Raw genomic sequence first — 23,520 nt, forward strand, 5'->3', positions numbered from 1 at the left:
CTCGCCGCCTCCCTACTCGGTGCCGAGGGCGACCACCGGGCTCACCTTCGCCGCCTTGCGGGCCGGCAGCACCCCGGCCGCCGCGGTCAGCAGCACCAGGATCGCGAAGACCAGCGCGAGCTGGCCGACCGGCAGGGTGAGCGGCGCGTTCACGCCCAGTGCCCGCACCGCCAGCCAGGCGTACGGGACGCCGAGCAGCAGACCGATGGCCGCGCCGATCACGCCGTACAGCGCGGACTCGGTGGTCAGCATGAGCCGCAAGCCGCCGCGGGACATGCCGACGGCCCGCAGCAGCCCGGACTCGCGGGCCCGCTCCACCACCGACAGCGCCGTGGTGGTGCCGACGCCGACCACCGCGATCAGCACGGTGAGCCCGATCAGGCCGAGCGCGATGGCCAGCAGGATGGTCAGCGCGGTGTCCAGTTCGTCGCGCTGGTCGGCCAGCACCTCGACCGCCCACCGGCCGCCGGTCTTCGCCGCCGCCTGGATCAGCGCCGTGCGGCCGTCGGCCCGGCCGCGCTCACCGCTGCCGGTGGCGTCGGCCAGCAGACCGGCGTATTCGGATCCCGCGCCGAGCTTGGTCAGGTCGGACGGGTCGAGCACGGCCGCCGAGCCGAGCGGTGCCGAGTCGGGCAGCTGCGCCGCCACGGTCAGCCGTACGCTGCGGCCCTCGCGATTCAGCGTGACCTGGTCGCCGGTCTTCAGGCCGGTGACGTCGGCGGCGTAGCCGGAGATGACCATCCGCCCGGGGCCGAGGTCGCCCAGCGAGCCGGTGGTGACGTCCAGCGAGCGCAGCCGAGGCACCGCATTCACCGCCAGGTCGTTGACGTCGAGCGGGCTGCCGGAGCCGGGGAAGCCGACCTGCAGGCGGCGGTACGGTGCCACGTTCGTCAGCTCCGGCCGGCCGCGCAGCTGCTCGGCGACGCTCGCCGGAATGAGGCGCTCGGAGTCCTGCGCGGTGAGCTCGTAGTCGGCCGGCGCCGACGACGCCGACTCGCGCTCGGCCAGCATCCGGATCGACGCGCCGCCGACCAGCGTGCCGGCGATCAGCGTGACGCCCAGCGCCACCACCACCGACACCGCGGCGGCCCGGCGCGGCGCGCCGCCCACTCCCCCGGCGGCCAGCCGGCCGACCGCGCCGGACCGCCGGATCGGCGCGCCCAGCGCGGCCAGCACCGGCCCGACCAGCACCGGCCCGAGCGCGATCAGGGCCAGGAACGCGACCCCGCCGGAGGCGACCACGGCGAAGAGGTTGACGGCCGGGTCGTAGTCCTTGGCGTCGCGGGCCGGCAGGTGGGTGAGTACGTAGCCGGCGAGCGTGCCGGCGGCGAGCACCAGCAGCACGCCGAACGCCCAGCGCAGGCCGCCGATGTCCCGGCGGCTGCCGGTCACCGCGGCGCCGCGCAGCGCCTCCAGCGGCGACACCCGAGCGGCCGAGAACGCCGGCGCCAGCACGGCCACCGTGGTGATGAACACGGCCAGCAGCACGGTGCCGAGCGCGGCCGCCACCGGCAGGCCGGGCGACGCGATCCGCGGGCCGAACGCGGCCACCAGCGGCGGCAGCGCGTGGCCGGTGCCGAGCGCCAGCAGCACCCCGGCGGTGCCGGCGACCAGGCCGGTGAGCGCGCCCTCGGCGGCCAGCGACCAGCGCAGCGCGCCCCGGCCGGCGCCGACCGCGCGCAGCAGGGCGAGCTGGCGCATCCGCTGGGCGAAGACGATCCGGAAGGTGGACGCGGCGACCAGGCCGGCGGCGATCACCGCGATCGCCACGAACATGGCGATCACCAGGAACACCTCGTCGACCTCCTCCGCCTTGGCCCGGGCCTCGTCGAGCCGCACGTCCGATCCGTACGCCACCCGGGGTTGATCTTCGGTTTTGACGCCGGACGCCGCGATCAGCGCCTCGATCCGGTCGCGCACCGCCTCCCGGTCGGCACCCGGTGCCAGCCGCACATCGATCTGGAGCAGGTCATCCGTGCCGGTCATCGCCGCGACGGCCGGCTGTGGGGCGTACGCCTGAAAGCCGTGATCCGCAGCCGCGGTGACCACGCCGACCACCGTGAGTGGCACCGGCTCGATCGGTTTGCCCTGCTCGTCGAAGCGGAACGCGACCTCGGCCCGGGTGCCGACCGGCAGCGCGAGCCGCTCGGCGGTCCGCGTCGTCACCGCGATCTCGCCGGTACCGGTGGGCAGGCGGCCCGAGCTGAGCCTGCTGAGCGCCAGCGGCCCGGTGCCGGAGTCGCCGGTCACCTGGAGAAACTCGTTGCCGAGCTGACCGCCGGCCTCGGTGCGCCCGGCCGTCTCGGCCACCCCGGGGAGCTTGCCGATCGCGGCCAGGTCCTTGCCGGTGACCGCGCCCTCGCCGACCACCAGATCGACCGCCGCGGGCGTGCCGCTGAGGCCGTTGAGCAGACTGCGGGTGGTGATCTCCTGGGCCAGCACGGTGGCGTAGACGACGTACGAGACCACCAGCACCGCCAGGCCGGTGAGCAGCAGGCGGGCCGGTCGCCGCCCGATCCCGCCGAGCTGGGTGCGCAGCACCGCCCTCACCGGTTCACCGCCAGCGCCTGCAGCGCCTCGGCCACCGACGCCAGGCTGGGCTGGTCCAGGTCGCCGGCCACCCGGCCGTCGGCCAGCAGCACCACCCGGTCGGCGTACGCGGCCGCGCCCGGGTCGTGGGTGACCATCACCACCGTCTGGCCCAGCTCGCGCACCGAGTTGCGCAGGAACAGCAGCACCTCGGCGCCGGACCGGGAGTCCAGATTGCCGGTCGGCTCGTCGGCGAAGACCACCTCGGGCCGGGACGCCAGCGCCCGGGCCACCGCGACCCGCTGCTGCTGGCCGCCGGACAGCTCGCTGGGCCGGTGGCTGAGCCGGCTGGTGAGCCCGAGCGACTCGACCAGGTGGCCGAACAGGTGCCGGTCCGCCTTGCGGCCGGCCAGCTCGAGCGGCAGCAGGATGTTCTGCTCGGCGGTGAGCTGCGGCAGCAGGTTGAACGACTGGAAGACGAAGCCGATCCGCTCGCGACGCACCTTGGTCAGCACCCGGTCGGACTGCCGGGTCAGGTCGGTGCCGCCGAGCAGCGCCTGCCCCGAGGTGGCTGTGTCCAGCCCGGCCAGGCAGTGCATGAGGGTCGACTTGCCGGAACCGGACGGCCCCATGATCGCCGTGAACTGCGCCCGGTCGAAGCCGACGGTCACCCCGTCCAGGGCCCGTACCGCGGTGTCGCCGCTGCCGTAGACCTTGACCAGGTCGACGGCGGCCACGGCGGCCATCCGCTCCTGGGGCGGGGCCGGGATCTGGGTCTGCATGTTCGCTCCTTCGTTGTGGTCGCGCCGAGTCTCCGGCCTGCCGCCCGGCCGGCACATCCGCCGCCAGCCGGGCACGCGAGCCGCGCCGGATCTGTCTTTCGGCCGATGGGACCCTCGTGACCAGCAACTACGCTGGGTACGCGATGCAGAACAACCTCGTACTCCGCCGCCTCGCCCAGTTCGGCGCGCTCGGCATCATGGCCGCGCTGGGCCTGTTCGACGTGGCCGCCGGCCGGATGCTCAACACCGACGCCGAGGCCCTCGGACTCTTGCGCATCGTGCTGGCGATCGCGGCGGCCGGGGTCTGGCTGCCCCGTTACCAGCAGGGTTCGACCACCCTGCCCAAGGTCGCGGTGGCGCTCGGTGTGGTGTCGCTGCTGGTGACCGCGGGCGCCGCGGTGCCGTTCGGGTCCAGCGGCAGCTGGGGCCTGGCCGAGTCGCTGGCCCTGCTCGGGGTGCTGTTCGTGGTGGCACGCCGGGCCGCGCCGGGCTGGGCGGTCGCCGCCGTGATCAGCGTGGGCGCCGCGGTCAGCTTCCTGCCGCTGCGCGGCGGCCAGTCGGCCGAGTTCGTGATCTTCGGGCTGATCCAGGCGCTGGCCGGCGCCGCGGCCATCGGCGCGGGGATCTACCTGCGCATGGTGGCGGGCGAAAGACAAAGAGCAGTTGATGCCGTACGCGCCGAGCAGCGCGCCGAATTCGCCCGCGACCTGCACGACTTCATCGCGCACCACGTGACCGGCATCGTGGTGCAGGCACAGGGCGCCAAGTTCATCGCCGAGCAGGACCCGCAGCGGGTGCTGCTGGCCCTCGAGCAGATCGAGCAGGCCGGCGCCGAGACGATGGCGTCGATGCGGCGGATGGTGGGCGTGCTGCGCGACCCGGAGTCCAAGCCGGACGCCCCGCTGGCGCCGGTCGCCGGGGTCTCCGACCTGGCCACACTCACCGAGCAGTTCACCGCGGCCGGCGGCCCGCTGGCCCGGCTGCACGTGGACGGCGAGATCGACGGCCTGCCGGTGGAGGTGTCCACCTCGGCCTACCGGGTGGTGATGGAGGCACTCACCAACATCCGGCAGCACGCCGGCGGCGCCAGCGTGGCCGACGTGTGGGTGCGGCGCACGCCCGAGTGGCTGCTGGTGCGGGTGGCGAACGACGGTGCGGCGCGGCCCGCCGGCACCCGGGACCGCACCGGGTACGGTCTCGTGGGTCTCACCGAACGCGTCCGCGCGGTCGGCGGCCGGCTCACCGCCGGTCCCGGCATCGAGGGCGGCTGGGTGGTCGACGCCGCGTTTCCGATCAAGCTGAAGGTGGACCAGTGATCCGGGTTCTGATCGCCGACGACCAGGCGATGGTCCGCACCGGCTTCGGCATGATCATCGGCGCACAGCCGGACATGGAGGTGGTCGGCGAGGCCGCCGACGGCGTCGAGGCGGTGGCGCTGGCCCGGCGGATCCGGCCCGACGTGGCGCTGTTCGACATCCGGATGCCCAAGATGGACGGGCTCGAGGCGCTGCGCCTGCTGGCCGGCCCCGGCGTCGCCGACCCGGTCAAGGTGGTCGTGGTGACCACGTTCGACCTGGACGAGTACGTGCACCAGGCGCTGCGCAACGGCGCGGCCGGCTTCCTGCTCAAGGACTCCGGCCCGGCACTGCTGGTCGAGGCGGTGCGCGCCGCCGTCTCGGGCGACGCACTGATCAGCCCGTCGATCACCGTACGGCTGCTCGAACACCTCAGCCCACCCGCACCCGCAGGCGACGACGGTGGCCTCTCCCCGCGCGAGCTCGATGTGGTGAAGCTCGCGGCACGCGGGCTCACCAACGCCGAGATCGCCGCCGAACTGTTCATCTCAATCGGCACGGTGAAGACCCACCTGGGCAGCGTGCAGACCAAGCTGAACGCCCGGAACCGGGTCGAGATCGCGGCCTGGGCCTGGGAACGCCGCCTGGTCAGCTGAACCCGGCGCCCTGCTATTGCCCGCCGCCCCTCGGACGGTTCGCGCCGGCCGGGGCCGCAGGTCGGCGTTCTCCTGTCCTCCGTGGAGTGACGGCTCGGCGGCTACCGGCGGTTCAGGACAGGCCGATCCAGTAGCGGCGCACCCGGTCGTTGCCGATGCCCCGGATGTCCTCGAAGACGCCGCCGGCCCGCTCGATCGTCCGGCGGGACGCCTCGTTCGCCGGCCGGCAGGTGATCAGCACCCGATCGAGGCCGCGCTTCCGCGCCACCCGCAGTGTCTCCCCCAGCGCCCACGAGGCCAGCCCGCGCCGCCGCTCGGCCGGGCGCACCCCGTACCCGATGTGGCCGCCGAAGTTGAGCAGCGACTCGGTGAGCTCGTGCCGCAGCGCGATGGCACCCAGCACCCGGTCGTTCTCGACGATCCAGCGGTACGTGCTGTGCACCATCCCGGGCGGCAGCGGCGTGGCCGGATCCTCCTGCGCGCACAGCTCGTCCACCCACTGCGCGAAGCCGTCCGCCGAGTCCAGGTCGCCGGCCCGGGCGATGCCGCTGCCGTCCTGGTGGACACCCCGGCCCCAGTCGTCCCGCGCGTCGAGCCAGGCGGCGTGCAGCCGCACGGTGGGCGCGATCAACTCGGGCATGGCCCTACGGTAGCGGCGCCGGCCGCCAGCGCGCGGTCCCGTCCCTCGGCCTTCGCCCGGTACAGTGCCGCGTCCGCCGCCGCCAGCAGGGCGTCCTGGTCGGTGGCCGCGATCGGCGGGCCGGCCACGCCGATACTGATCGTGATCGGGTGGGTCCAGTCCCGGCTGCTGTCCCGGACGTCGCGGCGCAGCGCGTCGGCCGCGGCCAGCGCCTCGTCGCCCTCGGTGCGGGTGAAGACCGCCACGAACTCCTCGCCGCCCAGCCGGGCCACCAGGTCGTCGCCGCGGATCCGGCGGGCCAGCAGGTCGCCCAGGTTGCGCAGCACCTCGTCGCCCGCCGCGTGGCCGGCCGTGTCGTTGATGCGCTTGAAGTGGTCGACGTCGATCAGGGCCAGCGACACCGGCCAGCTGCCGGGGTCGAGGCCGGCCAGCGCCTCGGTGAACGCCCGCCGGTTGGGCAGCCCGGTCAGGCCGTCGGTGGTGGCCTGCCGGTGCAGCGCGTCCACCAGCCGGGCGTTGCGGCGCCGCAGCGTGCCGAGCACCAGCACGGTGATCAGCAGCGTCACGGTCATGGTGATCGAGGGGGTGACACCGGCCGGGCCGAGGATCCACAACGCGACCGGCACGAAGGACGCCAGCACCGAGGCGAACGTGCAGAGAATCACCCAATTCGGCATCATGTACGCGGCCAGCAGCGGCCAGGTCAGCAGCACCTCGCCGCCGATCACGATGTTGCCGTCCAGCACCATGCCGAAGCACAGGGTGAAACCGCCGAACGGCGGCATGGCGTACGCGATCCACCGTGGCATGCGCCGGGCAAAGAGCCAGAAGCCAAACCCACAGATCATGCCGAACGACGACATCGCCAGCACCCGGCCGTCATGGTTGGCGTAGCCCGGGTCGGCCACCGTCAGCACCGCGGCGATCAGCGAGGCCGCGATGTACAGCAGCCCACCGACGCGCGCCGGCTCGGCGGGGTCCGCCGCGGGGCCGGGCTGTCGCGCCTTCGCCGTCACACCGCTCGGATCGGCGACGGCCGGGAGCAGTTAAGGAAACGCCAGGGCGAGCAGGCGCTGGATCTGGGCCTGCCGGCGCTGCGCCTGGCTGTCGGCCAGCGCGCGGGCGGGCGGGTAGGAACCGGACGCCGACCCCATCCGGGCCGTCTCCACGCCGTTGCCCAGGTGGCCCAGCAGCAGGTTCACGGCCGTGCGGTCGAAATCCGCCGCCGCCCGCAACTCGGCCACGTCGGCCGGGCGCAGGGCGTGCAGGGCGCCGTGACCGTCGTGCGCCGCCGACGGGTCGGCCGTGAGCGGCTGCTGCCAGCCGAGCAGCCAGCGCCGCATCGTTCCGGACTCCTCGCCCCACTGGCCCCGCAGTTCGGTGACCAGTTCGCGCAGCCGCGGCTCGCCGGCCCGCTCCTCGGCCAGCGCCAGCACCGGCTCCCCCTCGGCGATCTGCGCCAGCCCCATCTGCAGATACATCACGTCCGCGGCGTTGTAGGCCGCGGCGGGGGCGCTGGTCTCCGGCCGCGCGGAGCAGCCGGAGACCAGCAGGAGGGAAAGCGCAACCCGGAGGGCTAGACGGCGAGCCACAGGGCCGGCGCGTTCGGCGGCTCCCAGCCGGTCAGCGCGGTGTGCGCCTGCCGGCAGCGGTACGAGCGGCCGCCGTACGTGACGGTCGAGCCGACCTGGTAGGCGGTGCCGGCCGCCCAGGTGCCGCCGGCCGGCGGGTTCGTGGGCGGGTTCGTGGGCGGGTTGGTCGGCGGGTTGGTGGGCGGGTTCGTCGGCGGGTTGGTCGGCGTGGTACTGCCGCCACCGATGTTCACGTCGACGCAGGCGTAGAACGCCATGGCCGTGTCGGCGACGTTCCACCGGGCCAGCACGGTCTGCCGGCCGGAGAAGTTGCCCATGCTGACCGTGTGCGACTTGGTGGCCCCGGGCTGCGCGCCGCCGTCGTTGAACGACGCGAGCAGCGTGTTGCCGATGAAGTACTCCCAGGTCGAGGTGGCGTGCCGGGCGGTCAGCACCCAGCTGAACGTGACCGACCGGCCGACGCCGGCCACCGGCCAGGCCCGGGAGTTGTCGTTGAGTACGGCGAAGCGGGAACCGCCGCCGTTGCACTGCATCGAGCCCTTGGGCGCCTCGACGCTCTGCGGCTCGTAGACGATGTCGCCGCAGTTCGCGACGGCGCCGCGGGCGCAGTTCGCCTGGCGGCTCGGCGGTGAGGAGATGTAGCCGTGCGCGGAGGCGGGTGCCACGGCCACGAACATCGACGTGACGACCGCGGCGACGGTCAGAACAGGAAGCGTGAATCGACGTCTCATGAAGGGACTCCTTCGCTTCATGGGAGGGGATGTGGCGATCGGCCACAGTGGGGGCTGGGATCGACCGCTGTGAGGCTCAACATAAGTTAAAGAGTGTTAACAGTAAAGAGAACTAACCAAGTTTTTCGATACCTATCAAGGCGGCGCCGCGGCGGCCGATGGGTCAACTCGTGCAGAACATCCACGACGTGCTCGACGCGCGTGCCGTGACCCCGCTGTTCCAGCCGCTGGTCGAGATCGCGAGCGGCCGGGTGCTCGGCTACGAGGCGCTCAGCCGCGGCCCGGCCGGCTCACCGTGGGAGTCCCCCGCCGCGCTTTTCGCCGCCGCCCGCCAGGCCGGCCGCGCCGACGAGCTGGACTGGATCTGCCGCGCCCAGGCCTACCGGGCGATCCTGGCGGCCGGCCTGGACCCGGCCCTGACCTGGTTCGTGAACATGGAGCCGACCAGCTGGCGGGCCGGCTGCCCGGCCGACCTGGTCCCGGTCGTCGAGCAGGCCCGCGACGAGCTGCGGGTGGTCACCGAGATGACCGAGCGGGTGCTCGCCGACGACCCGTCCGGCCTGCTCGCGGCCGCCGCCGCGTGCCGCGAGGCCAACTGGGGCGTGGCCCTGGACGACGTCGGCGCCGACCCGATGTCGCTCGCGCTGATGCCGTTCGTGCACCCCGACGTGGTGAAGCTGGACATGGGCCTGCTGCACCACCCCGGCGACCCGCACACCGCCCGGGTGGCCGCCGCGGTGGCCGCGCACGCCGAGGCCAGCGGCGCGGTGATCCTGGCCGAGGGCATCGAGACCGAGGAGCACCTGGCGATCGCCCGCACCATGGGCGCCACCGTGGGACAGGGCTGGTACTTCGGCCGGCCCGCGCCGCTGCCGGCCGGGACCCGGGCCGGTGCCTGTCTGCCGTTCATCCCGCCACCGGCGCGCGACGACCGCACCCCGTTCCAGATCGTGTCCGGCCGCCGCCCGGTCACGGTGGCCACCAAGGCGCACCTGATCCCGCTGAGCCGGCACCTCGAGGCGCTGGTCGACGACGGCCCGGAGCCGCCGGTGCTGCTCGCCTGCTTCCAGGAGGCCCGGCACTTCACCCCGGCCACGCTGCGCCGGTTCGCCCGGATCGCCGGCCGCAGCCCGCTGGTGGCCGCGCTCGGCGCCGGGCTCAGCGACCGGCCGGCGCCCGGGGTTCGCGGTGCCTGCCTCGGCGACGACGACGTACTGCGCGGCGAGTGGAACGTCGTGGTGGTCGGCCCGCACCGGGCCGCCGCGCTGGTCGCCCGCGACCTCGGCGACGACTGCGCGGACGGCGAGCGCCGCTTCGAGTTCGCGCTGACCCACGACCGCGCCCTGGTCCTGGAGGCCGCGCGCACCCTGCTCACCTGGCTCGCGCCGGCCCGGGTGCCGGCGTTAATCAGCTGACCTTTCCGGCCGGCCCGGCTAGCGTCGCCGGCATGGAACCACTCACCGAGCGGGACATCCGCGATTCCTTCGTCAACTGTTCCAAGGGCGAGGCGAGCCGCATCAAGATGCCGCCGGACCTGGCCGCCACCCCGTGGGCCGACCTCGACTTCCTCGGCTGGACCGACCCGGGCGCGCCGCTGCGGGCGCTGCTCGTGCTGCCCAGCCGGGAGGGCATCGTGCTGCGCCGCCCCGAGTCCCGGCGCACCACCGCGATGCGCTCCAGCATGTGCCGCGTCTGCCTCACCGGCCACAGCTCCGACGGGGTGACCCTGTTCGTGGCCGCGCTGGCCGGTCCGGCCGGGCGCCAGGGAAACACCGTGGGCGAGTACATCTGCAGCGACCTGGCCTGCTCGCTCTACCTCCGCGGCAAGCGGCAGCCCCGCGGCCGGCTGGTGCGCCCGGAGGAGTCGCTCACCCTGGACGAGCGGGTCGACCGCGCCCTGACCAACCTGAACGGATTCGTCAAGCGGGTCACCTCAGGCCGCTGAAATCGAGCGGGTGACCACCCAGTGCCATTTGCCGATCTGCCGGTCCCGCCGGAAGCCGTGCCGCTCGAACAGCGCCACCGTCCCGTTGTGCAGGAACGCCCCGGCCACCTTGCGCCCCTCGGCGTCCTCCGGGTAACTCTCCACGGTGCCGCCGCCGAGCCGCGCGATCTCGGCCAGCGCCCCGCCCAGCGCGACGTCGGCAACCCCGCGCCGCCGGTGCCGCTTGTGCACATAGAAGCAGGTGATCCGCCAGTCCGGGAGACCATCAAGATCAATCTGGTACGCCTTGAGGCGCTTGATCCGGGGCAGTTCCGCGGTCGGCCCGAACTGGCACCAGCCCACGCAGTCACCACCGTCGTAGACCAGCGCGGCGTGCGCCCGGCCCGCGCGCACCCGGCACTCCTTGTCGGCCCGGTTCTGCTCGGCCGTTCGGTCGCCACCGACGCCCTCGTCGTGGAAGCCCATGCACCAGCAGCCACCCCACACCCCGTTCTGGCTCTCCACCAGCCGGGCGAAGTCGGGCCAGGTCGTCTCGTCGAGCGCCGCGGTGTGCACGTCACGCATTATCGAGGATGCGGCCCAGGTGGTAGTCCAGAGTTCGCCGACCAGATCCTCGAGCGGGCTGCTCTCGTGCAGGAAGACCGCCGCGACCACGAACGGGTGAACGCGCCCTCCATCGTGGACACCCCCGCTTGCTCAGCACGCTCGACCGCGCTCACCTGGCCTGCTGGTGGCGCTTCCAGGCTTCGCGGCGGCCCAGGTGAAGCTGATCGTCTCCTTCGAGAAATGGCTGTTCAGCGGCGACAGCGGCGGTTTCTTCGCGTTCTTCACCACACCCGCCGACTACGGCGCCGGCTCACTCGAGACGATCGGCCGGGCCGTGACCGTCGCATTCTGGTGGATCCGGACGGACGCCTGGCTCGCCTGGTGCCGGCGTTACCCGGGACCGGCGCGGTCGGCGTTGCCCAAATGGGGCCTGGCCGGAGGGCTGGCCGCCATCGGCATCGTGGCCCTGATCGGTCTCAGCCTGTGGCCGGCGACCGCGATGGCGTTCGACTACGCGGTCGGCTGGCACAGCTCGGCCCACCGGCTCGATCGCACCGGTCTGATGCTCGCCCTCGCGGGCGGGGCGTCGGCGGGTCTCTGCGTCGTGCTGAAGCTGGCCCGGCGCGGCCGGCCGCTCTGGTACTGAGCGGTGCGAAGCCGGCGCCCCTGGGGTATAGCTTGCTCATGCCGGCAGATCACGATGAGTCTCTGGGTGTACGCCTCGCCGTCGCGGCCGGGGGCGCGGTGGCGTTGCTCGTGCCGTTCGCGCTGATTGCGGTGCTGGTGGTGGGCAACGTCGGCTGGCTGCACCGGCTCGACATGTCGGTGACCGACGCGCTGCACAACCACGCGCTCGGCAACCCGGGCTGGGTTCGGTTCATGGCGGTCTGGAGCACCGTGTTCGACCCGTGGGTGTGGCGGGTCGCCGCGCTGGGGCTGGTCGTCTGGCTGGTGCGGCGCAACGCCCGGTCGCTGGCCTGGTGGGTCGGGATCACGATGGTCGCCGGCGGCCTGCTCGGCGTACTGCTGAAGGTTCTGGTGGGCCGGCACCGGCCGAGCTTTCTCGACCCGGTGGCCAACGCGGTGGGGTATGCCTTCCCGTCGGGGCACGCGCTCAACAACGCGCTCGGTGCCGCGGTCTTCCTTCTCGTCCTGCTGCCGCTGGTGCGGCACCGGCCGGGGCTGCGGGCGCTGCTCTGGGTCGCGGCGGTCGTGGTGCCGGTGGTGACCGCGATCAGCCGGGTGGCGCTGGGCGTGCACTGGACCAGCGACGTGACGGCGGGCCTGCTGCTCGGCGTGGCGGTGGTGGCGGCGACCACGGCTACATACCTGCATCGTGCCGGCCGGGTGCGGGCGGGCATAGAAGAACAGCGAATCGGGTAGTGCCAGCCGCGTGCTGGAAATGCGAAGCGCCGTTACCAGGGTCCTGCTGCCGATCGGGCTGCTGCTGCTCGGGATGATCGGGCTGGGCCTGCTGATCACGAAAGTCCTGCCCGACGTCTGGCCGTTGACCGCGGAGGACGCCGTCAACCGCTGGTTCGCCAGCCGCCGCGGCGGCACGTCGGATGCGGTGTCCGAGTTCTTCAGTTTCGTCGGCGACACCTGGACGATCATCACGGTCGCCGGGCTGGTGGCCTGCCTGATCTACGCCCGGCGGCGCCGGTGGCGCGAGCCGGTCTACCTGGCCGCCGCGGTCACCGCGCAGGCCGTCGTCTTCTTCCTCACCACGCTGGTGATCGACCGGACCCGGCCGGCGGTGCCGCACATGGACGACTCGCCGCCCACCTCGAGCTTCCCGTCCGGGCACACCTCGGCCGCGGTCGCGCTCTACGCCGGGCTCGCCCTGCTGCTGGCGAGTCTGGCCCGGCAGACCTGGACCCGCTGGCTGGCCTGGCTGCTGCTGATCATGCCGATCGGGGTGGCGGTGTCCCGGATGTACCGCGGCATGCACCACCCGAGCGACGTGATGGGCTCGTTCCTCAACGGCGGCATCTGCATCGCGATCATGGCGACCGCGATCCTTTGGAGCGAAGTCAAGACAAGGGAGCGAATCGCAGCGCGGTGATCGCCACCGGGCTCTCCGCCTGCAACGGCCGGATGAGCAGGAAGTCGACGCCGCCGTTGGCCTGGGCCTGGTCGGCCGGCACCGTGAGGGTGGCGGACGGCGCCCGGCGCAGGTTGCGATAGACGATCTCCATGGTCAGTGTGCCGGGCTGCAACGGGATCACCTGGGTCGCTCCCGCCGGGGTGTCCGGCAGGAAGTCGATCAGCAGCGGCACGTTGTTGCACCGGGCCGGGTCGTCCGGCGAACTGGACGTCATGTGCCGCTGGTTGTTCGCCGCGACCACGGCGGCGCTGCGGGCATTTTCGCAGCCCGGCACCGACACCGCGCCCGGGTCGGCGCTGACCAGGAAGCCCTGGTTGCGGAACACGTCGCTGGGCTGGACGCCGTCGTCCGGCGAGGTGAGGTCGACCTCGCGCACGCCCCCGCCGTTGTCCGGCGGCGGCGTGGTCGGTGCCTCGGTGGTCGCCTGCGGCTCGGTGGCGGCCGGGGGCGGCGCGGCCGCGCTCGGCGGTGCCTGGGACGCGGCCGGCGGCGGGGCGGCCACACTCGGCGCCTGCTGCTGGCCGCCCGGCGGGACGACCGGCTGGGTCTGCGCCACCGGGTTCTCGTTCTGGTTGTTGCCGCGGGCCAGCAGCGTCGGCACCGCGATCGCGGCGGCCAGCACGATCACCCCGGCCGCGATGCCGGCGATCTTGACGAACTTCGAGGCGAGCCGCGGCTGCTGCACGAAGGTGGCGGTGGTGGTCACCGGTGCGGCGCCGGGCATGTCGGGGGTGGCCGCGATGGTGAGCTGTCGCTGCTTCTCCCGGTTCCACGGCAGCGGTGCGGACACGGCGAGCAGCGCGCGGCCGGTGACGCCGGGCGGCAGGTCGACCCAGGGCGGCTGGAACGTCGCGCTGACCCGCTGCTCGGGGTCGGTGGCGGTCAGGTAGAGCCGGACCGGCGCGTTGCCACCGTTGGCCACCTCCACCGTGTATTGCCCCGACCGGCCGCCGTTGACCACCTCGGGCGTGGTGCGCACGGTCAGCTGTTCGACGCTGGCCAGCTGGATCGGCACCTCGACGCAGCGGGACACGTCGTACCGGTACTTCGAGCGCACCAGGGCACCGACCACATAGGTGCCGGCCGGCGCGGGGGGCTGCACCGGCAGCGCGACCCGCACGGTCAGCGTGCCGCTCTCGGCCGGCCGCAGCTTGGCGACCTCGGGTTCGGTGCGCACGGTGGCGCCGTCCGGCAGGCCGAGCAGCTCGATGCCGTAGTGCTCCACGATGTCGCTCGCGTTGCGCACGGTCACGTCGAATTGAAGGTTGTCGCCGGGGGCCGCGTCGGCACGCTCCGGCGCCACATTGACACGCAGCGGGAGGGTCACGGGCCCATGCTGTCACCCGCGCACAAGTAGGAAAACCCGCTGTCAGGTTGGCGACGCGAGATCTTCGAGGGTCGCTTTCGCTCCCTTGTGGTGCAGCGAGGACAAGACCGAGAGGTACGCCGAGACGAAGCGCTCGTTGTCGACCAGATCGCCGAACAGCTCGCGGTTCGCGATGAAGGCGGCCGGCTCCTCGTGCTGCCGCTGGGCGGTGGCCACCAGGGTGTCGCGCAGCCGGTCCACCACCTCGATCGGGCGGCCCTGCTCGTCGACGCCCTCGGCGTACCGGGCCCAGGACGCCACCACCGCGGTGGACAGCAGGATGTCGCCGCCGGTGTCCAGGTTGTGGCGGATCACCGGGAGCAGCCACTTGGGAATCCGGTCCGAGCTCTCCGCGCACAGCCGGGCCACGGTGTCGCGTACCTGCGCATTGGAAAAGCGGTCGATCAGCTGGTGCTGGTATTCCCGCAGGTCGACGCCCGGCACCGGGGCCAGCGTCGGGGTGGCCTCGCGTTCCATGTAGGTCAGCAGGAACCGGGCGAACAGCGGGTCCTGGGCCACCTCGTGCACCAGGCGGTAACCCGCCAGATAACCGAGGTAGCAGAGGGCCTGGTGGGACGCGTTCAGCAGGCGGAGTTTCATGAGCTCGTACGGCTCCACGTCCGCGACCACCTGCACGCCGGCGTCCTCGAACGGCGGCCGCCCGGCGCCGAAGCTGTCCTCGAGCGCCCACTGCGTGAACGGCTCGCACACCACCGGCCACCCGTCGTCCACGCCGAACTGCTTGCGCACCTGCTCGCGGTCGTCGTCGGTGGTCACCGGCGTGATCCGGTCCACCATGCTGTTCGGGAAGTGCACATTCTCGGCCACGTACGCGGCCAGCCCCGGATCGCGCAGCCGGGCGAACGCCACGAAGCTCCGGCGCGCCGCGTCCCCGTTCCCCTGAATGTTGTCGCAGCTCATGATCGTGAAAGCCGGCACCCCGCGCTGCCGCCGCCGCTCGATCGCCGCGGTGATCAGCCCGAACGTGGTGCGCGGCGCGGCACCCGGCTGGAGGTCGTGCCGCACGTCCGGGTTGTCCGCCATGAACTCCCCGGTGACCGCGTTGAAGTTGTACCCGCCCTCGGTCACCGTGAGCGAGACGATCCGCACCTCCGGCGAGGCCATCTTCTCGATCACCGCGGCCGGGTCGTCCGGCGCGAACAGGTACTCGGTGATCGACCCGATCACCCGCGCCTCGAGGCTGCCGTCCGGCGCCTTGACCACCAGCGTGTAGAGCCCGTCCTGCCGGTCCAGCACCTCCTGCATGCGCCGGTCCCCCGGCATCACCCCGACCCCGCAGATCGCCCACTCGAACGCCCGGCCGTCGTTCATCAGCCGGTCCAGGTACATGGCCTCGTGGGCCCGGTGAAAACCACCAACCCCGAAATGCACGATCCCGGTACGCAGCGCGGACCGGTCATACGACGGCACGGCGAGCCCGGCAGGCAGGCCGGCCAGGTTGGCGGCGTTGAGGGGCAACATCGTCGGTACCTCCCGGGCGGTGTTCGGGGATCACCCTCAGCATCGCACTGATACCCCTTGGTCACCGGCGACCGGCTTGAGTATCCTGCCGGCCTGCCCGTGGTGCCAGGCGAGCCGGACCCGGACCTCCTCGTGCCGGAACTCGTACACCGCACCGGCCTGCCGCAGCAGACCGGCGGCCTCGGCGTCGCGCAGGAACGACATCAGGCGGGCGGGCAACCGGCCGCGCAGCCGGAACCAGCACACGGCCATCAGGAAACCGGGCGCAGCGTTGTAGTAGCAGGCCAGGACCAGCCCGATGGTGGTGCCGAACAGCAGGCCATGCATCGGGCGGATCAGCACCGGCTGGCCCAGCGGCCCGGTGAGCTGCCGCAGCGGTCCGAGCACGAGCGCGATCGAGCCGCTCGAAACCAGGCCGACGGTCACCAGGCAGCCGGCCGTCGCGAGCCAGTCGCTGCGCAGGGTGTGCAGCGGCGTGGCGACGACGTGCCGGACGGTGGGCTGGTTCAGCCAGCGGAGCAGTCCGCCGGCGACACCGATCGGGATGCCGGCGACCAGACCGAAGAAGACGGCGAGCGTGGCGCCGTAGGCCGGGCCGTCACGCAGCAGCCCCACCACGCCGCCGGCGATGCCGACCGTGGTCGCCGCCGCCACCGCCACCGCGACGTGCGGCAGCGGATTGCCCAGCCGGCTGCCGCGGCTGCGCAGCGTCACCCGGGAGGGCCGGTGCGCCCGGTCGAGGGGCACCAGGAGCCGTGCCGAGAGCACCGCCACGCCCACCCCGAACGAGATCGCGATCCACGTACCGGCGAAGCTGCGGTGCGCAACGACCTGCGGCAACAGCAGGTTCAGGCCGCTGACGGCGGCGGCCGGAACGCCGCCGGCCGCGGCCACCGCCAGCACGGCCCGACCGGTTGACGCGCGCTTGATCAGGGCGTCCTTGCCGACGACGATCAGCAGGACGGCGAGCGGGATCTGGACCGCGTCGGCAACCGCGACCGCCGGCGCCGCATTCCCGAAACCGACCCCCGCGACGATCAGAAGCGCGGTCAGCCCGGCCGGTCCGGCGGCCCGGCGCAGCCGCCGCGCCCGGACCACACCCAGCAGCACGCCGGTGAAGGTGCCGATGGCCAGCCCACGGGTCAGGCCCGCGGGCATGACGAGCGCCAGCCGGTACGCCGGCAGCAGGCTCACCGCTGCCCCGGCCGCTAGCACCCGGCTGGGCACCGCGGCCGGCGCCCGCCACCATGCGATGCTGCGAACCTTGAACTGGCCGAGCCGGTACGCGACGTAGGCGAGACGCGTCCGCATCCGCGGCGGGAGCGTGGCGAGGTAGTCGTCGAGAAGCTTGTTCCTGGCCTCCTGCGGGGTCCGCGTCCGCGCCTGGTCGTGGAGGAGAACCACCTGCTCGCGGGTGCGGTACACGCGCAGCGCGATGTCGAGCAGAAGCGGCGAACGCAGGAGTTCGTGCACCGCGCGGGCGGCGCCCCGCCGGTCCTTCGTCACCACGTCCCAGCCGGCCATCCGCGGTTCGCGGGCCGCCACGAACTGCAGATAGCCGCGGACGGCCGAGCCCGGAGCGGTACGAAGATGCAGGACGTCCCCGGGGCTGCGGACCAGCGCGCCGAGATCGTTGCGCCGGGCCGGGCGGGACAGCACGACCAGCGGCCGGTCGAGCGGTATCGCCTCGTTGATCTGGGCCACCGCCCGGTCAAGGTCGGTCTCGCCGAGCCGGTCCAGGCCGTCGAGGATGAACAGCACGTCGTCGCCGTACACGAGCTGCCGGATGCGGTCGTCGCCGAGCGCTTCCGTCGCCCGGTAGGTGAGCGTCAGTTGCCGGTCCAGCCAGGACCGGAACGATTCGTCCTCGACGTTCCAGCTGTTCAACGACAGCAGCAGCGGCAGCGCCCGCCGATCGGCCCGGCGCAGTCCGAGCGCGAGCATCAGGGCGAGAGTGGATTTCCCGCTGCCGGACGCGCCCAGCACGACCACGCGCCGGGCGCACCGGCCGAACACGTCGGTGATGGCCCGCTGGTACTGCTCGGCGTCCCAGGCCGCGGCCCGGCCGGACCGGAGCGGAACGGCCGACCCCGCCGGGCACAGCCGGGGCGGCAGGAAGTAGTGCTGGTAGATGCCGCCGTTGCTGGCGAGCGGCCCGCACTGGGCGTCGATCTGGTCGCCCAGCCGGTCCCGCACCCCGCTGACGCTCTGCGGCTCGGGTGTGCGGGTGAACAGCCCGAAGAGGGACGTACCCAGCACGAGCAGCAGGGTCAGCACACCGGACAGTTGATCCGCCGTGTCGAGATCCTCGGCGGTGAGGACGTACGTGACCGCGGCCAGCGCGGCCACCGCGAGCGCGGTGCTGACTGCTTGCTTCGACCTTCGCACAGGTGCGAGGTTTCTCCCGAAAGGAGTCCGGGTGCACCACTACCGGACCGAGCCGGACGAAGCCGGACAGTGGCCTCAGCCGGTCCCGAGTTGCCGCCAATCACGCAGAATCGCCTCGAACTTGCTCGTCTGGCGGTGCCGGTCGCCGTAGAGCTCGAGCAACCGGGCGTGAATGCCGGCCAGCTCCGCCAGATGGGCGGCCGGGCCGTCCCGCCGGCCGAGCAGGACGACGAGGTTGCCCCGCGAGCCGAGGGTGTACTGGTGGTCCGCCCCGAGGGCAGCGGCACAGTCGGCGCACACCTCCGACATCACGTCGATGGCGTCCTGCACCCGGCCCGCCTTGCCGAGCCAGACGCCGTAGCCGTTGCGGGAGATCAGAGTGTGCTCCGCCCGCGGCCCGTGCAGGGCCTGTCGGTCCGCGGCGAGCAGGCGGAACTCCTCGGCAGCGCCGCTCGCATCGCCCGCCTCGCCACGGAAGAACGCCAGATCGTTGCGGGCCGTGAGGGTCATGTCGTGCTGTGCACCGAGAAGTTCGGTGAGCTCGGCCGTGAGCTCGGTGAGCAACGGGATGGCGGCCGCCGCGCCGGTGTGTCCGGTCCAGCGGGCCCGGTAGAGGCGGGCGTCGAGGGTGTGCTGGTGGGCATGGCCGAGGACCCGCTCGCAGTCGTCGATCAGCGAGGCGGTCCGAGTCGCCGCGTCGTCGTAGTACTCGGCGATGCCCAGCCGGTACGTCTCCTCGAGGCGGAGCTCCAGGACGTCGGTGTGGTCGGCGCCCAGATGACCGGCCGCGGTCTCGCCGGCCCGGGCGAAGTGCCCGATCGCGGCCTCCACGCTTCCCGAGCGGGCCAGGCTCCGGCCGGTTTCGAACACCAGCCGGTGTACCCCGCCCGGGTACAGGGTGCCGTCGTCGCCGTCGATCAGGGTCGCGGCGTTGGCGTGCAGGCGAGCCAGGCGCTGGCGGTCGCCGGCCGCTCCGGGCAGGAGTTCCACGAGCGCGTCGGCGGTGGCGCGGCGCAGCTTTCCGAGCAACCCGGCCGGTGTCTCCTCCCTGGTGACCCGCTGGACCAGCGCGTGCACCCGGATCCAGCCCTGGTCCGCCGGATCGATGTCGATCAGGCTGACCCGGCGCAGGCAGCGCAGCGCGTCCCGGGCGTCGTCGGCACCGATCCCCAGCGCTGCGGTCACCGCCGCCGTGGTGAAGACGTTCTCCGGAATCCCGTTCGGATCCAGCAGCGCCGCGATCCGGAGCACCGGCGTGGCCAGCCCGGCCGGGCGTAGCCCGTCGGCGTGCCGCAGCGAAAGCGCCCAGGTGGCGGTCAGCGCCGCCGGTTGGTCGTCGGGCAGCGTCTCCGGGGCGGCGTTGCGTAGCGGCTGACGGCGCAGCCGGGCGAGATAGTCCGAGCAGGACAGCTCCAGGTCGAGCTGGTAGACGACCGCCTGCGCCAGGGCCAGCGGCAGGCCACCGAGTTCGGCGACCAGTCCGTCGGCGCCCACGCCCAGTTCGGGTCGCCCGGACAGCTTCGCACGCACGTAGTTGAGCGCCTCGGACCTGGCGAACGAGTGGATCCGGACCATCGTGCGCCCGTCGGAACTCAGCGCCGCATCGGTGCGCCGGGTGGTCACCACCGTCCGGCCGGTCGGTGTGACGGGCGGCCAGAGCCCGCGCAGATGGGCGGGGTCGGCGAGGTCGTCAAGCACCACGAGCCAGCGCCGGTCCGTGGTCTCCAGCCAGGTCAGGAAGCTGCCGGCCGCCTGCTCGTCGTCGTCCTGCGGCTCACCGATCCCCTCCCACGCCAGCCGGTACGCGTTCAGGATGCGGTCCCGGGAGCCCGCCTCCACCCAGATCAGGTCGTCGATCTGCTCGGCGGCCCACAGCCGGCGGGCCAGACTCGCCGCGATCTGGGTCTTCCCGACTCCACCGAGGCCGGTCAGCACGTGCTGCCGCGGGCCGGGAGAGTCGAACGTCACGCTGAGGCCGCGGTCCTGATACCCGCCGGCGGGCTGGGGCACCACACCGATCCGGCGCCGGTCCGCCGGTGCGGCGACGTCCTCGGCGGGGCGCTGGCCAGGCGCGCCGGAGAGACGGACGTACCGCGCGAGCCAGGCGCTGCGGACCAGCCCCTCCGGGTCGTCGGGCCACCGGCCCGGGTCGGTCCGGGCATAGTTCTCGCACGCCGTGAGGAAGAGCTCGACCGTCACCCATCGGGGCTTCCGGGGCCCGGTCAGCAGGTCGTGGAGCGTCGAGCGGGCCAGCGAATGGGGATAGGGCCGGAACCAGCTGTTCGGCGGATTTCCCACGCTCACCCGCAGGCTGCCGAGGTCCTGTTTGAACCGTGCGAGCTCCTCGTCACCGTGAGTGGTCACCGTTCCATCGGACCACAGGGAGGCAAGCTACGGCGAACGGCGCGGCCCCCAGTGCCTTCGGGGCCGCGCCGTTCTCCCGATCCGAGATCAGGCCGCGACAGTAGCCTGCTCGGGTTGGGGCGTCCCGGCCCCGCCGGACATGTGCCGGAGGTAGGCCGGCAGGGTCAGGAACTCGGGGCAGGTCCGCTCGGTGAGCAGCACGGTCAGCAGAGTCCGGGCCTGGCCGAAGCGCCGGGCCGCGTCCTCGTCCAGGGCGCCGGTCTCGCTGAGCACGTCGAGTTCCTCGCGCAGCATCCGGGTGACCAGGGCGGCCGTGATCGGGACGCCGTAGTCGGTCGGGGTGCTCGAGTGGATCCACTGCCAGAGCTGCGCCCGGCAGATCTCGGCGGTGGCCGCGTCCTCCATCAGGCCGCCGAGCGCGACCGCGCCGCGGCCGCCCAGCCAGGCGGCGATGTAGCGCAGCGCCACGCTCACGTTGTTGCGCAGCGCCACCTCGGTGACCTGGACGCCGGTCGCCTTGATGTCGAGCAGGTCGGTGGCGGTGACCCGGACGTCCTCGCGCTTGCGCACGATCTGGTGCGGCTCCTCGCCCAGCCACTGGTCGAACACGTCGCGGCAGGTCTCCACCAGGCCGGGGTGCGCCACCCAGGAGCCGTCGAAGCCGTCGCCGACCTCGCGCCGCTTGTCCTGGCGCACCTGGTTGAGGGCCCGCTTGGCGGCCACCGGGTCCCGGCTCGGGACCACGGCGGCCATGCCGCCGATCGCGTGCGCGTTGCGGCGGTGGCAGGTGCGCACCAGCAGTTCGGTGTACGCGCGCATGAACGGCGCGGTCATGGTGACCTGGGACCGCTCGGGCAGCACCACGTCCGGCCGGTTCTTGATCATGCTGAACAGGTAGTCCCAGCGGCCCGCGTTCAGGCCGGCCGAGTGTTCGCGCAGCTCGTACAGGATCTCGTCCATCTCGAACGCGGCGGTGATGGTCTCGATCAGCACGGTGGCCCGGATCGTGCCGCGCGGGATGCCCAGGTGCTCCTGGGCGAAGACGAACACGTCGTTCCACAGCCGGGCCTCGAGGTGCGACTCGAGCTTGGGCAGGTAGAAGTACGGGCCGCTGCCCCGGTCGAGCTGCCGCTGCGCGCAGTGGAACAGGTAGAGCCCGAAGTCGAACAGCGAGGCCGAGACCGCCCGGCCGCCGATCCGCAGGTGGCACTCCGGCAGGTGCCAGCCGCGCGGGCGCACCATGATCGTCGGGGTCCAGCCGTTGACCTTGTACTCGCGGCCGTCCGGCGCGGTGAAGTCCAGCGTGCCGTCCAGCGCGTCACGCAGGTTGAGCTGGCCGATCACCACGTTCTCCCAGGTGGGCGCGGTGGCGTCCTCGAAGTCGGCCATCCAGACCTTGGCGCCCGAATTGAGGGCGTTGACGGTCATCTTGCGCTCCGGCGGGCCGGTGATCTCGACGCGGCGGTCCAGCAGGTCCTCGGCCGGCGGCGCCACCGTCCACGACGCGTCGTCGCGGATGTGCTGCGTCGACGGCAGGAAGTCGAGCTCGTCGGTCCGGGTGGTCCGGCGGCGCCGGCGGCGCTCCAGCAGCTGGACCCGGCGGGCGCCGAACTCACGGTCCAGCGCCACCACGAACGCGACGGCCTCGGGGGTCAGGATTTCGGCGTAGCGGCCGTTCGTCGTACCCGTGATCGTGATCTCTTCGATTCCCATCAGAACTGCTCCGCCTCGGTCGAGCCCTTCAGGGCGGTGGTCGAGCTGTCGGGGTTGAGCGCGGTGGAGACGGCGTCGAAGTAGCCGGTGCCGACCTCCGCCTGGTGCTTGGTCGCGGTGTAGCCGTCGGCCTCGGCCGCGAACTCGGCCTCCTGGAGTTTCACGTACGCGGTCATGCCGGTTTCGGCGTAACCGCGGGCCAGCTCGAACATCGAGTGGTTCAGCGCGTGGAAGCCGGCCAGCGTGACGAACTGGAACTTGTAGCCCATCGCGCCGAGCTCCTTCTGGAACCGGGCGATGTCGGCGTCGTCCAGGTTGCGCTTCCAGTTGAACGACGGCGAGCAGTTGTACGCCAGCATCTTGCCCGGGTGCTCCTTGTGCACCGCCTCGGCGAAGCTGCGCGCGAACTCCAGGTCGGGCTTGCCGGTCTCGACCCAGAGCAGATCGGCGTAGTCGGCGTAGGCAACGCCGCGGGCGATCGCCGCATCGGGCCCGCTGCGCACCCGGTAGAAGCCCTCCGCGGTGCGCTCGCCGGTGAGGAACGGCCGGTCGCGCTCGTCCACGTCGGTGGTGAGCAGATCGGCCGCCAGCGCGTCGGTGCGGGCGATCACCAGCGACGGCACGCCCAGCACGTCGGCCGCGAGCCGGGCCGCGTTCAGCGTCCGGATGTGCTGCGCGGTCGGGATCAAAACCTTGCCGCCGAGGTGGCCGCACTTCTTCTCGCTGGCCAGCTGGTCCTCCCAGTGCACGCCCGCGGCGCCGGCCGCGATCATGCCCTTCATCAGCTCGAACGCGTTGAGCGGGCCGCCGAAGCCGGCCTCCGCGTCGGCGACGATCGGGGCGAACCAGTCGCGTTCCCGCTTGCCCGCGGCGGTGTCGATCTGGTCGGCGCGCATCAGCGCGTTGTTGATCCGGCGCACCACCGCCGGCACCGAGTTGGCCGGGTAGAGGGACTGGTCCGGGTACGTGTTGCCGGACAGGTTGGCGTCCGCCGCGACCTGCCAGCCGGAGAGGTAGATGGCCTTCAGGCCGGCGCGGACCATCTGCACCGCCTGGCCGCCGGTGAGGGCGCCGAGCGCGTTGATGTAGTCCTCGCTGTGCAGCAACTCCCAGAGCCGCTGCGCGCCGCGCTCGGCCAGGGTGTGCCGCTCCTGGACCGTGCCCCGGAGCTTGATCACGTCGTGCGCGGTGTAGCTGCGCTTGATGCCCAGCCACCGCGGATCGCCGGCCCACGCCCTGGTGAGGTCCGCAGCGGTACCGCCCCTGACTTCGGTCAGCTGATCACTCATCGAATTTTCCCTTCCGTGCCCTGTCGCGTTCCTTCTCGGTGGAAGAATTCGACTGTCGCCGACGCGACAAGGGGGTCAGAAGGTGTTTGTGAGCA

The 23,520-nt window shown here is 72.7% G+C and carries 20 protein-coding genes; 7 read left to right on the forward strand and 13 right to left on the reverse strand.

Annotation, left to right across the window (positions count from 1 at the left end; genetic code table 11):
- Nucleotides 1-12: 12 nt before the first annotated feature.
- Complete coding sequence (locus tag Ari01nite_RS11045; RefSeq protein WP_203781071.1) at nucleotides 13-2,550, reverse strand: ABC transporter permease; 2,538 nt, start codon at nucleotides 2,548-2,550, stop codon at nucleotides 13-15.
- A complete protein-coding gene (locus tag Ari01nite_RS11050) occupies nucleotides 2,547-3,311 on the reverse strand; it encodes an ABC transporter ATP-binding protein (protein WP_203781072.1) in 765 nt (254 codons plus the stop codon). Before Ari01nite_RS11050 ends, Ari01nite_RS11045 begins: the two co-directional genes overlap by 4 nt.
- 116 nt (nucleotides 3,312-3,427) lie before the next feature.
- On the opposite strand from Ari01nite_RS11050, the gene Ari01nite_RS11055 reads away from it, so the two are divergent.
- Together Ari01nite_RS11055 and Ari01nite_RS11060 are read left to right on the forward strand one after the other, a co-directional pair.
- Nucleotides 3,428-4,627 (forward strand): sensor histidine kinase, encoded by a 1,200-nt coding sequence (locus tag Ari01nite_RS11055; RefSeq protein WP_307837771.1) that lies wholly within the window; start codon nucleotides 3,428-3,430, stop codon nucleotides 4,625-4,627.
- Nucleotides 4,624-5,262: a response regulator gene (locus Ari01nite_RS11060; protein ID WP_203781073.1), complete on the forward strand. Its 639-nt coding sequence runs from the start codon at nucleotides 4,624-4,626 to the stop codon at nucleotides 5,260-5,262. The genes Ari01nite_RS11055 and Ari01nite_RS11060 overlap by 4 nt, the downstream gene beginning before the upstream one ends.
- A 112-nt stretch (nucleotides 5,263-5,374) precedes the next feature.
- Here Ari01nite_RS11060 and Ari01nite_RS11065 read toward each other — a convergent pair whose 3' ends face one another.
- The 4 genes from Ari01nite_RS11065 to Ari01nite_RS11080 are packed head-to-tail and all read right to left on the reverse strand — an operon-like array spanning nucleotide 5,375 to nucleotide 8,225.
- Nucleotides 5,375-5,902: a GNAT family N-acetyltransferase gene (locus tag Ari01nite_RS11065; RefSeq protein ID WP_203781074.1), complete on the reverse strand. Its 528-nt coding sequence runs from the start codon at nucleotides 5,900-5,902 to the stop codon at nucleotides 5,375-5,377.
- Nucleotides 5,890-6,918 carry a GGDEF domain-containing protein gene (locus tag Ari01nite_RS11070; RefSeq protein ID WP_203781075.1) on the reverse strand — a complete coding sequence of 343 codons (1,029 nt, stop codon included), beginning with the start codon at nucleotides 6,916-6,918 and terminating at the stop codon, nucleotides 5,890-5,892. Before Ari01nite_RS11070 ends, Ari01nite_RS11065 begins: the two co-directional genes overlap by 13 nt.
- Nucleotides 6,919-6,948: 30 nt before the next feature.
- Nucleotides 6,949-7,494 (reverse strand): DUF305 domain-containing protein, encoded by a 546-nt coding sequence (locus tag Ari01nite_RS11075; protein WP_203781076.1) that lies wholly within the window; start codon nucleotides 7,492-7,494, stop codon nucleotides 6,949-6,951.
- Nucleotides 7,479-8,225, reverse strand: coding sequence for a lytic polysaccharide monooxygenase (locus Ari01nite_RS11080; RefSeq protein ID WP_203781077.1), 747 nt, complete (start codon nucleotides 8,223-8,225; stop codon nucleotides 7,479-7,481). Before Ari01nite_RS11080 ends, Ari01nite_RS11075 begins: the two co-directional genes overlap by 16 nt.
- Before the next feature lie 158 nt (nucleotides 8,226-8,383).
- Between Ari01nite_RS11080 and Ari01nite_RS11085 the strand changes: the two genes are divergently transcribed.
- A complete protein-coding gene (locus tag Ari01nite_RS11085; RefSeq protein WP_239162652.1) occupies nucleotides 8,384-9,640 on the forward strand; it encodes an EAL domain-containing protein in 1,257 nt (418 codons plus the stop codon).
- A gap of 32 nt (nucleotides 9,641-9,672) precedes the next feature.
- A complete protein-coding gene (locus Ari01nite_RS11090) occupies nucleotides 9,673-10,170 on the forward strand; it encodes an FBP domain-containing protein (RefSeq protein ID WP_203781078.1) in 498 nt (165 codons plus the stop codon).
- Here the strand turns inward: Ari01nite_RS11090 and Ari01nite_RS11095 are convergent.
- Complete coding sequence (locus Ari01nite_RS11095) at nucleotides 10,159-10,824, reverse strand: GNAT family N-acetyltransferase (RefSeq protein WP_239162653.1); 666 nt, start codon at nucleotides 10,822-10,824, stop codon at nucleotides 10,159-10,161. The genes Ari01nite_RS11090 and Ari01nite_RS11095 overlap by 12 nt on opposite strands.
- A gap of 76 nt (nucleotides 10,825-10,900) precedes the next feature.
- Between Ari01nite_RS11095 and Ari01nite_RS11100 the strand changes: the two genes are divergently transcribed.
- The 3 genes from Ari01nite_RS11100 to Ari01nite_RS11110 are packed head-to-tail and all read left to right on the forward strand — an operon-like array spanning nucleotide 10,901 to nucleotide 12,781.
- Nucleotides 10,901-11,362: a hypothetical protein gene (locus Ari01nite_RS11100; protein WP_203781079.1), complete on the forward strand. Its 462-nt coding sequence runs from the start codon at nucleotides 10,901-10,903 to the stop codon at nucleotides 11,360-11,362.
- A gap of 38 nt (nucleotides 11,363-11,400) precedes the next feature.
- Nucleotides 11,401-12,099: a phosphatase PAP2 family protein gene (locus tag Ari01nite_RS11105; RefSeq protein WP_203781080.1), complete on the forward strand. Its 699-nt coding sequence runs from the start codon at nucleotides 11,401-11,403 to the stop codon at nucleotides 12,097-12,099.
- A 19-nt stretch (nucleotides 12,100-12,118) separates the two neighbouring features.
- On the forward strand, nucleotides 12,119-12,781 hold the full coding sequence (locus Ari01nite_RS11110; RefSeq protein WP_203781081.1) for a phosphatase PAP2 family protein: 663 nt from the start codon (nucleotides 12,119-12,121) through the stop codon (nucleotides 12,779-12,781).
- On the opposite strand, the gene Ari01nite_RS11115 is transcribed toward Ari01nite_RS11110, so the two are convergent.
- From Ari01nite_RS11115 to aceA, 6 genes are all read right to left on the reverse strand, one after another.
- A complete protein-coding gene (locus Ari01nite_RS11115; protein WP_203781082.1) occupies nucleotides 12,750-14,150 on the reverse strand; it encodes a COG1470 family protein in 1,401 nt (466 codons plus the stop codon). The genes Ari01nite_RS11110 and Ari01nite_RS11115 overlap by 32 nt on opposite strands.
- Nucleotides 14,151-14,192: 42 nt before the next feature.
- Entirely contained in the window at nucleotides 14,193-15,671 is a 1,479-nt protein-coding gene (locus Ari01nite_RS11120; RefSeq protein WP_203781083.1) for a mannitol dehydrogenase family protein, read from the reverse strand.
- A 36-nt stretch (nucleotides 15,672-15,707) separates the two neighbouring features.
- A complete protein-coding gene (locus Ari01nite_RS11125; RefSeq protein WP_203781084.1) occupies nucleotides 15,708-18,059 on the reverse strand; it encodes an NACHT domain-containing protein in 2,352 nt (783 codons plus the stop codon).
- Between the two features lie 75 nt (nucleotides 18,060-18,134).
- Complete coding sequence (locus tag Ari01nite_RS11130) at nucleotides 18,135-20,423, reverse strand: NB-ARC domain-containing protein (protein ID WP_203781085.1); 2,289 nt, start codon at nucleotides 20,421-20,423, stop codon at nucleotides 18,135-18,137.
- Nucleotides 20,424-20,510: 87 nt separating this feature from the next.
- Nucleotides 20,511-22,136: a malate synthase A gene (gene aceB, locus Ari01nite_RS11135; protein ID WP_203781086.1), complete on the reverse strand. Its 1,626-nt coding sequence runs from the start codon at nucleotides 22,134-22,136 to the stop codon at nucleotides 20,511-20,513.
- Nucleotides 22,136-23,425: an isocitrate lyase gene (aceA, locus tag Ari01nite_RS11140; protein ID WP_203781087.1), complete on the reverse strand. Its 1,290-nt coding sequence runs from the start codon at nucleotides 23,423-23,425 to the stop codon at nucleotides 22,136-22,138. Before aceA ends, aceB begins: the two co-directional genes overlap by 1 nt.
- Nucleotides 23,426-23,520: the final 95 nt, after the last annotated feature.

Source organism: Paractinoplanes rishiriensis, assembly GCF_016862375.1.
GTDB classification, from domain to species: domain Bacteria; phylum Actinomycetota; class Actinomycetes; order Mycobacteriales; family Micromonosporaceae; genus Actinoplanes; species Actinoplanes rishiriensis.

What these genes read in the sequence shown, in the direction of transcription:
- Ari01nite_RS11050 (WP_203781072.1), bottom strand. Translation starts at nt 3,311, where the DNA reads ATGCAGACCCAGATCCCGGCCCCGCCCCAGGAGCGGATGGCCGCCGTG.
- Ari01nite_RS11065 (WP_203781074.1), bottom strand. Translation starts at nt 5,902, where the DNA reads ATGCCCGAGTTGATCGCGCCCACCGTGCGGCTGCACGCCGCCTGGCTC.
- Ari01nite_RS11080 (WP_203781077.1), bottom strand. Translation starts at nt 8,225, where the DNA reads ATGAGACGTCGATTCACGCTTCCTGTTCTGACCGTCGCCGCGGTCGTC.
- Ari01nite_RS11085 (WP_239162652.1), top strand. Translation starts at nt 8,384, where the DNA reads ATGGGTCAACTCGTGCAGAACATCCACGACGTGCTCGACGCGCGTGCC.
- Ari01nite_RS11090 (WP_203781078.1), top strand. Translation starts at nt 9,673, where the DNA reads ATGGAACCACTCACCGAGCGGGACATCCGCGATTCCTTCGTCAACTGT.
- Ari01nite_RS11105 (WP_203781080.1), top strand. Translation starts at nt 11,401, where the DNA reads ATGCCGGCAGATCACGATGAGTCTCTGGGTGTACGCCTCGCCGTCGCG.
- Ari01nite_RS11110 (WP_203781081.1), top strand. Translation starts at nt 12,119, where the DNA reads ATGCGAAGCGCCGTTACCAGGGTCCTGCTGCCGATCGGGCTGCTGCTG.
- Ari01nite_RS11120 (WP_203781083.1), bottom strand. Translation starts at nt 15,671, where the DNA reads ATGTTGCCCCTCAACGCCGCCAACCTGGCCGGCCTGCCTGCCGGGCTC.
- aceB (WP_203781086.1), bottom strand. Translation starts at nt 22,136, where the DNA reads ATGGGAATCGAAGAGATCACGATCACGGGTACGACGAACGGCCGCTAC.
- aceA (WP_203781087.1), bottom strand. Translation starts at nt 23,425, where the DNA reads ATGAGTGATCAGCTGACCGAAGTCAGGGGCGGTACCGCTGCGGACCTC.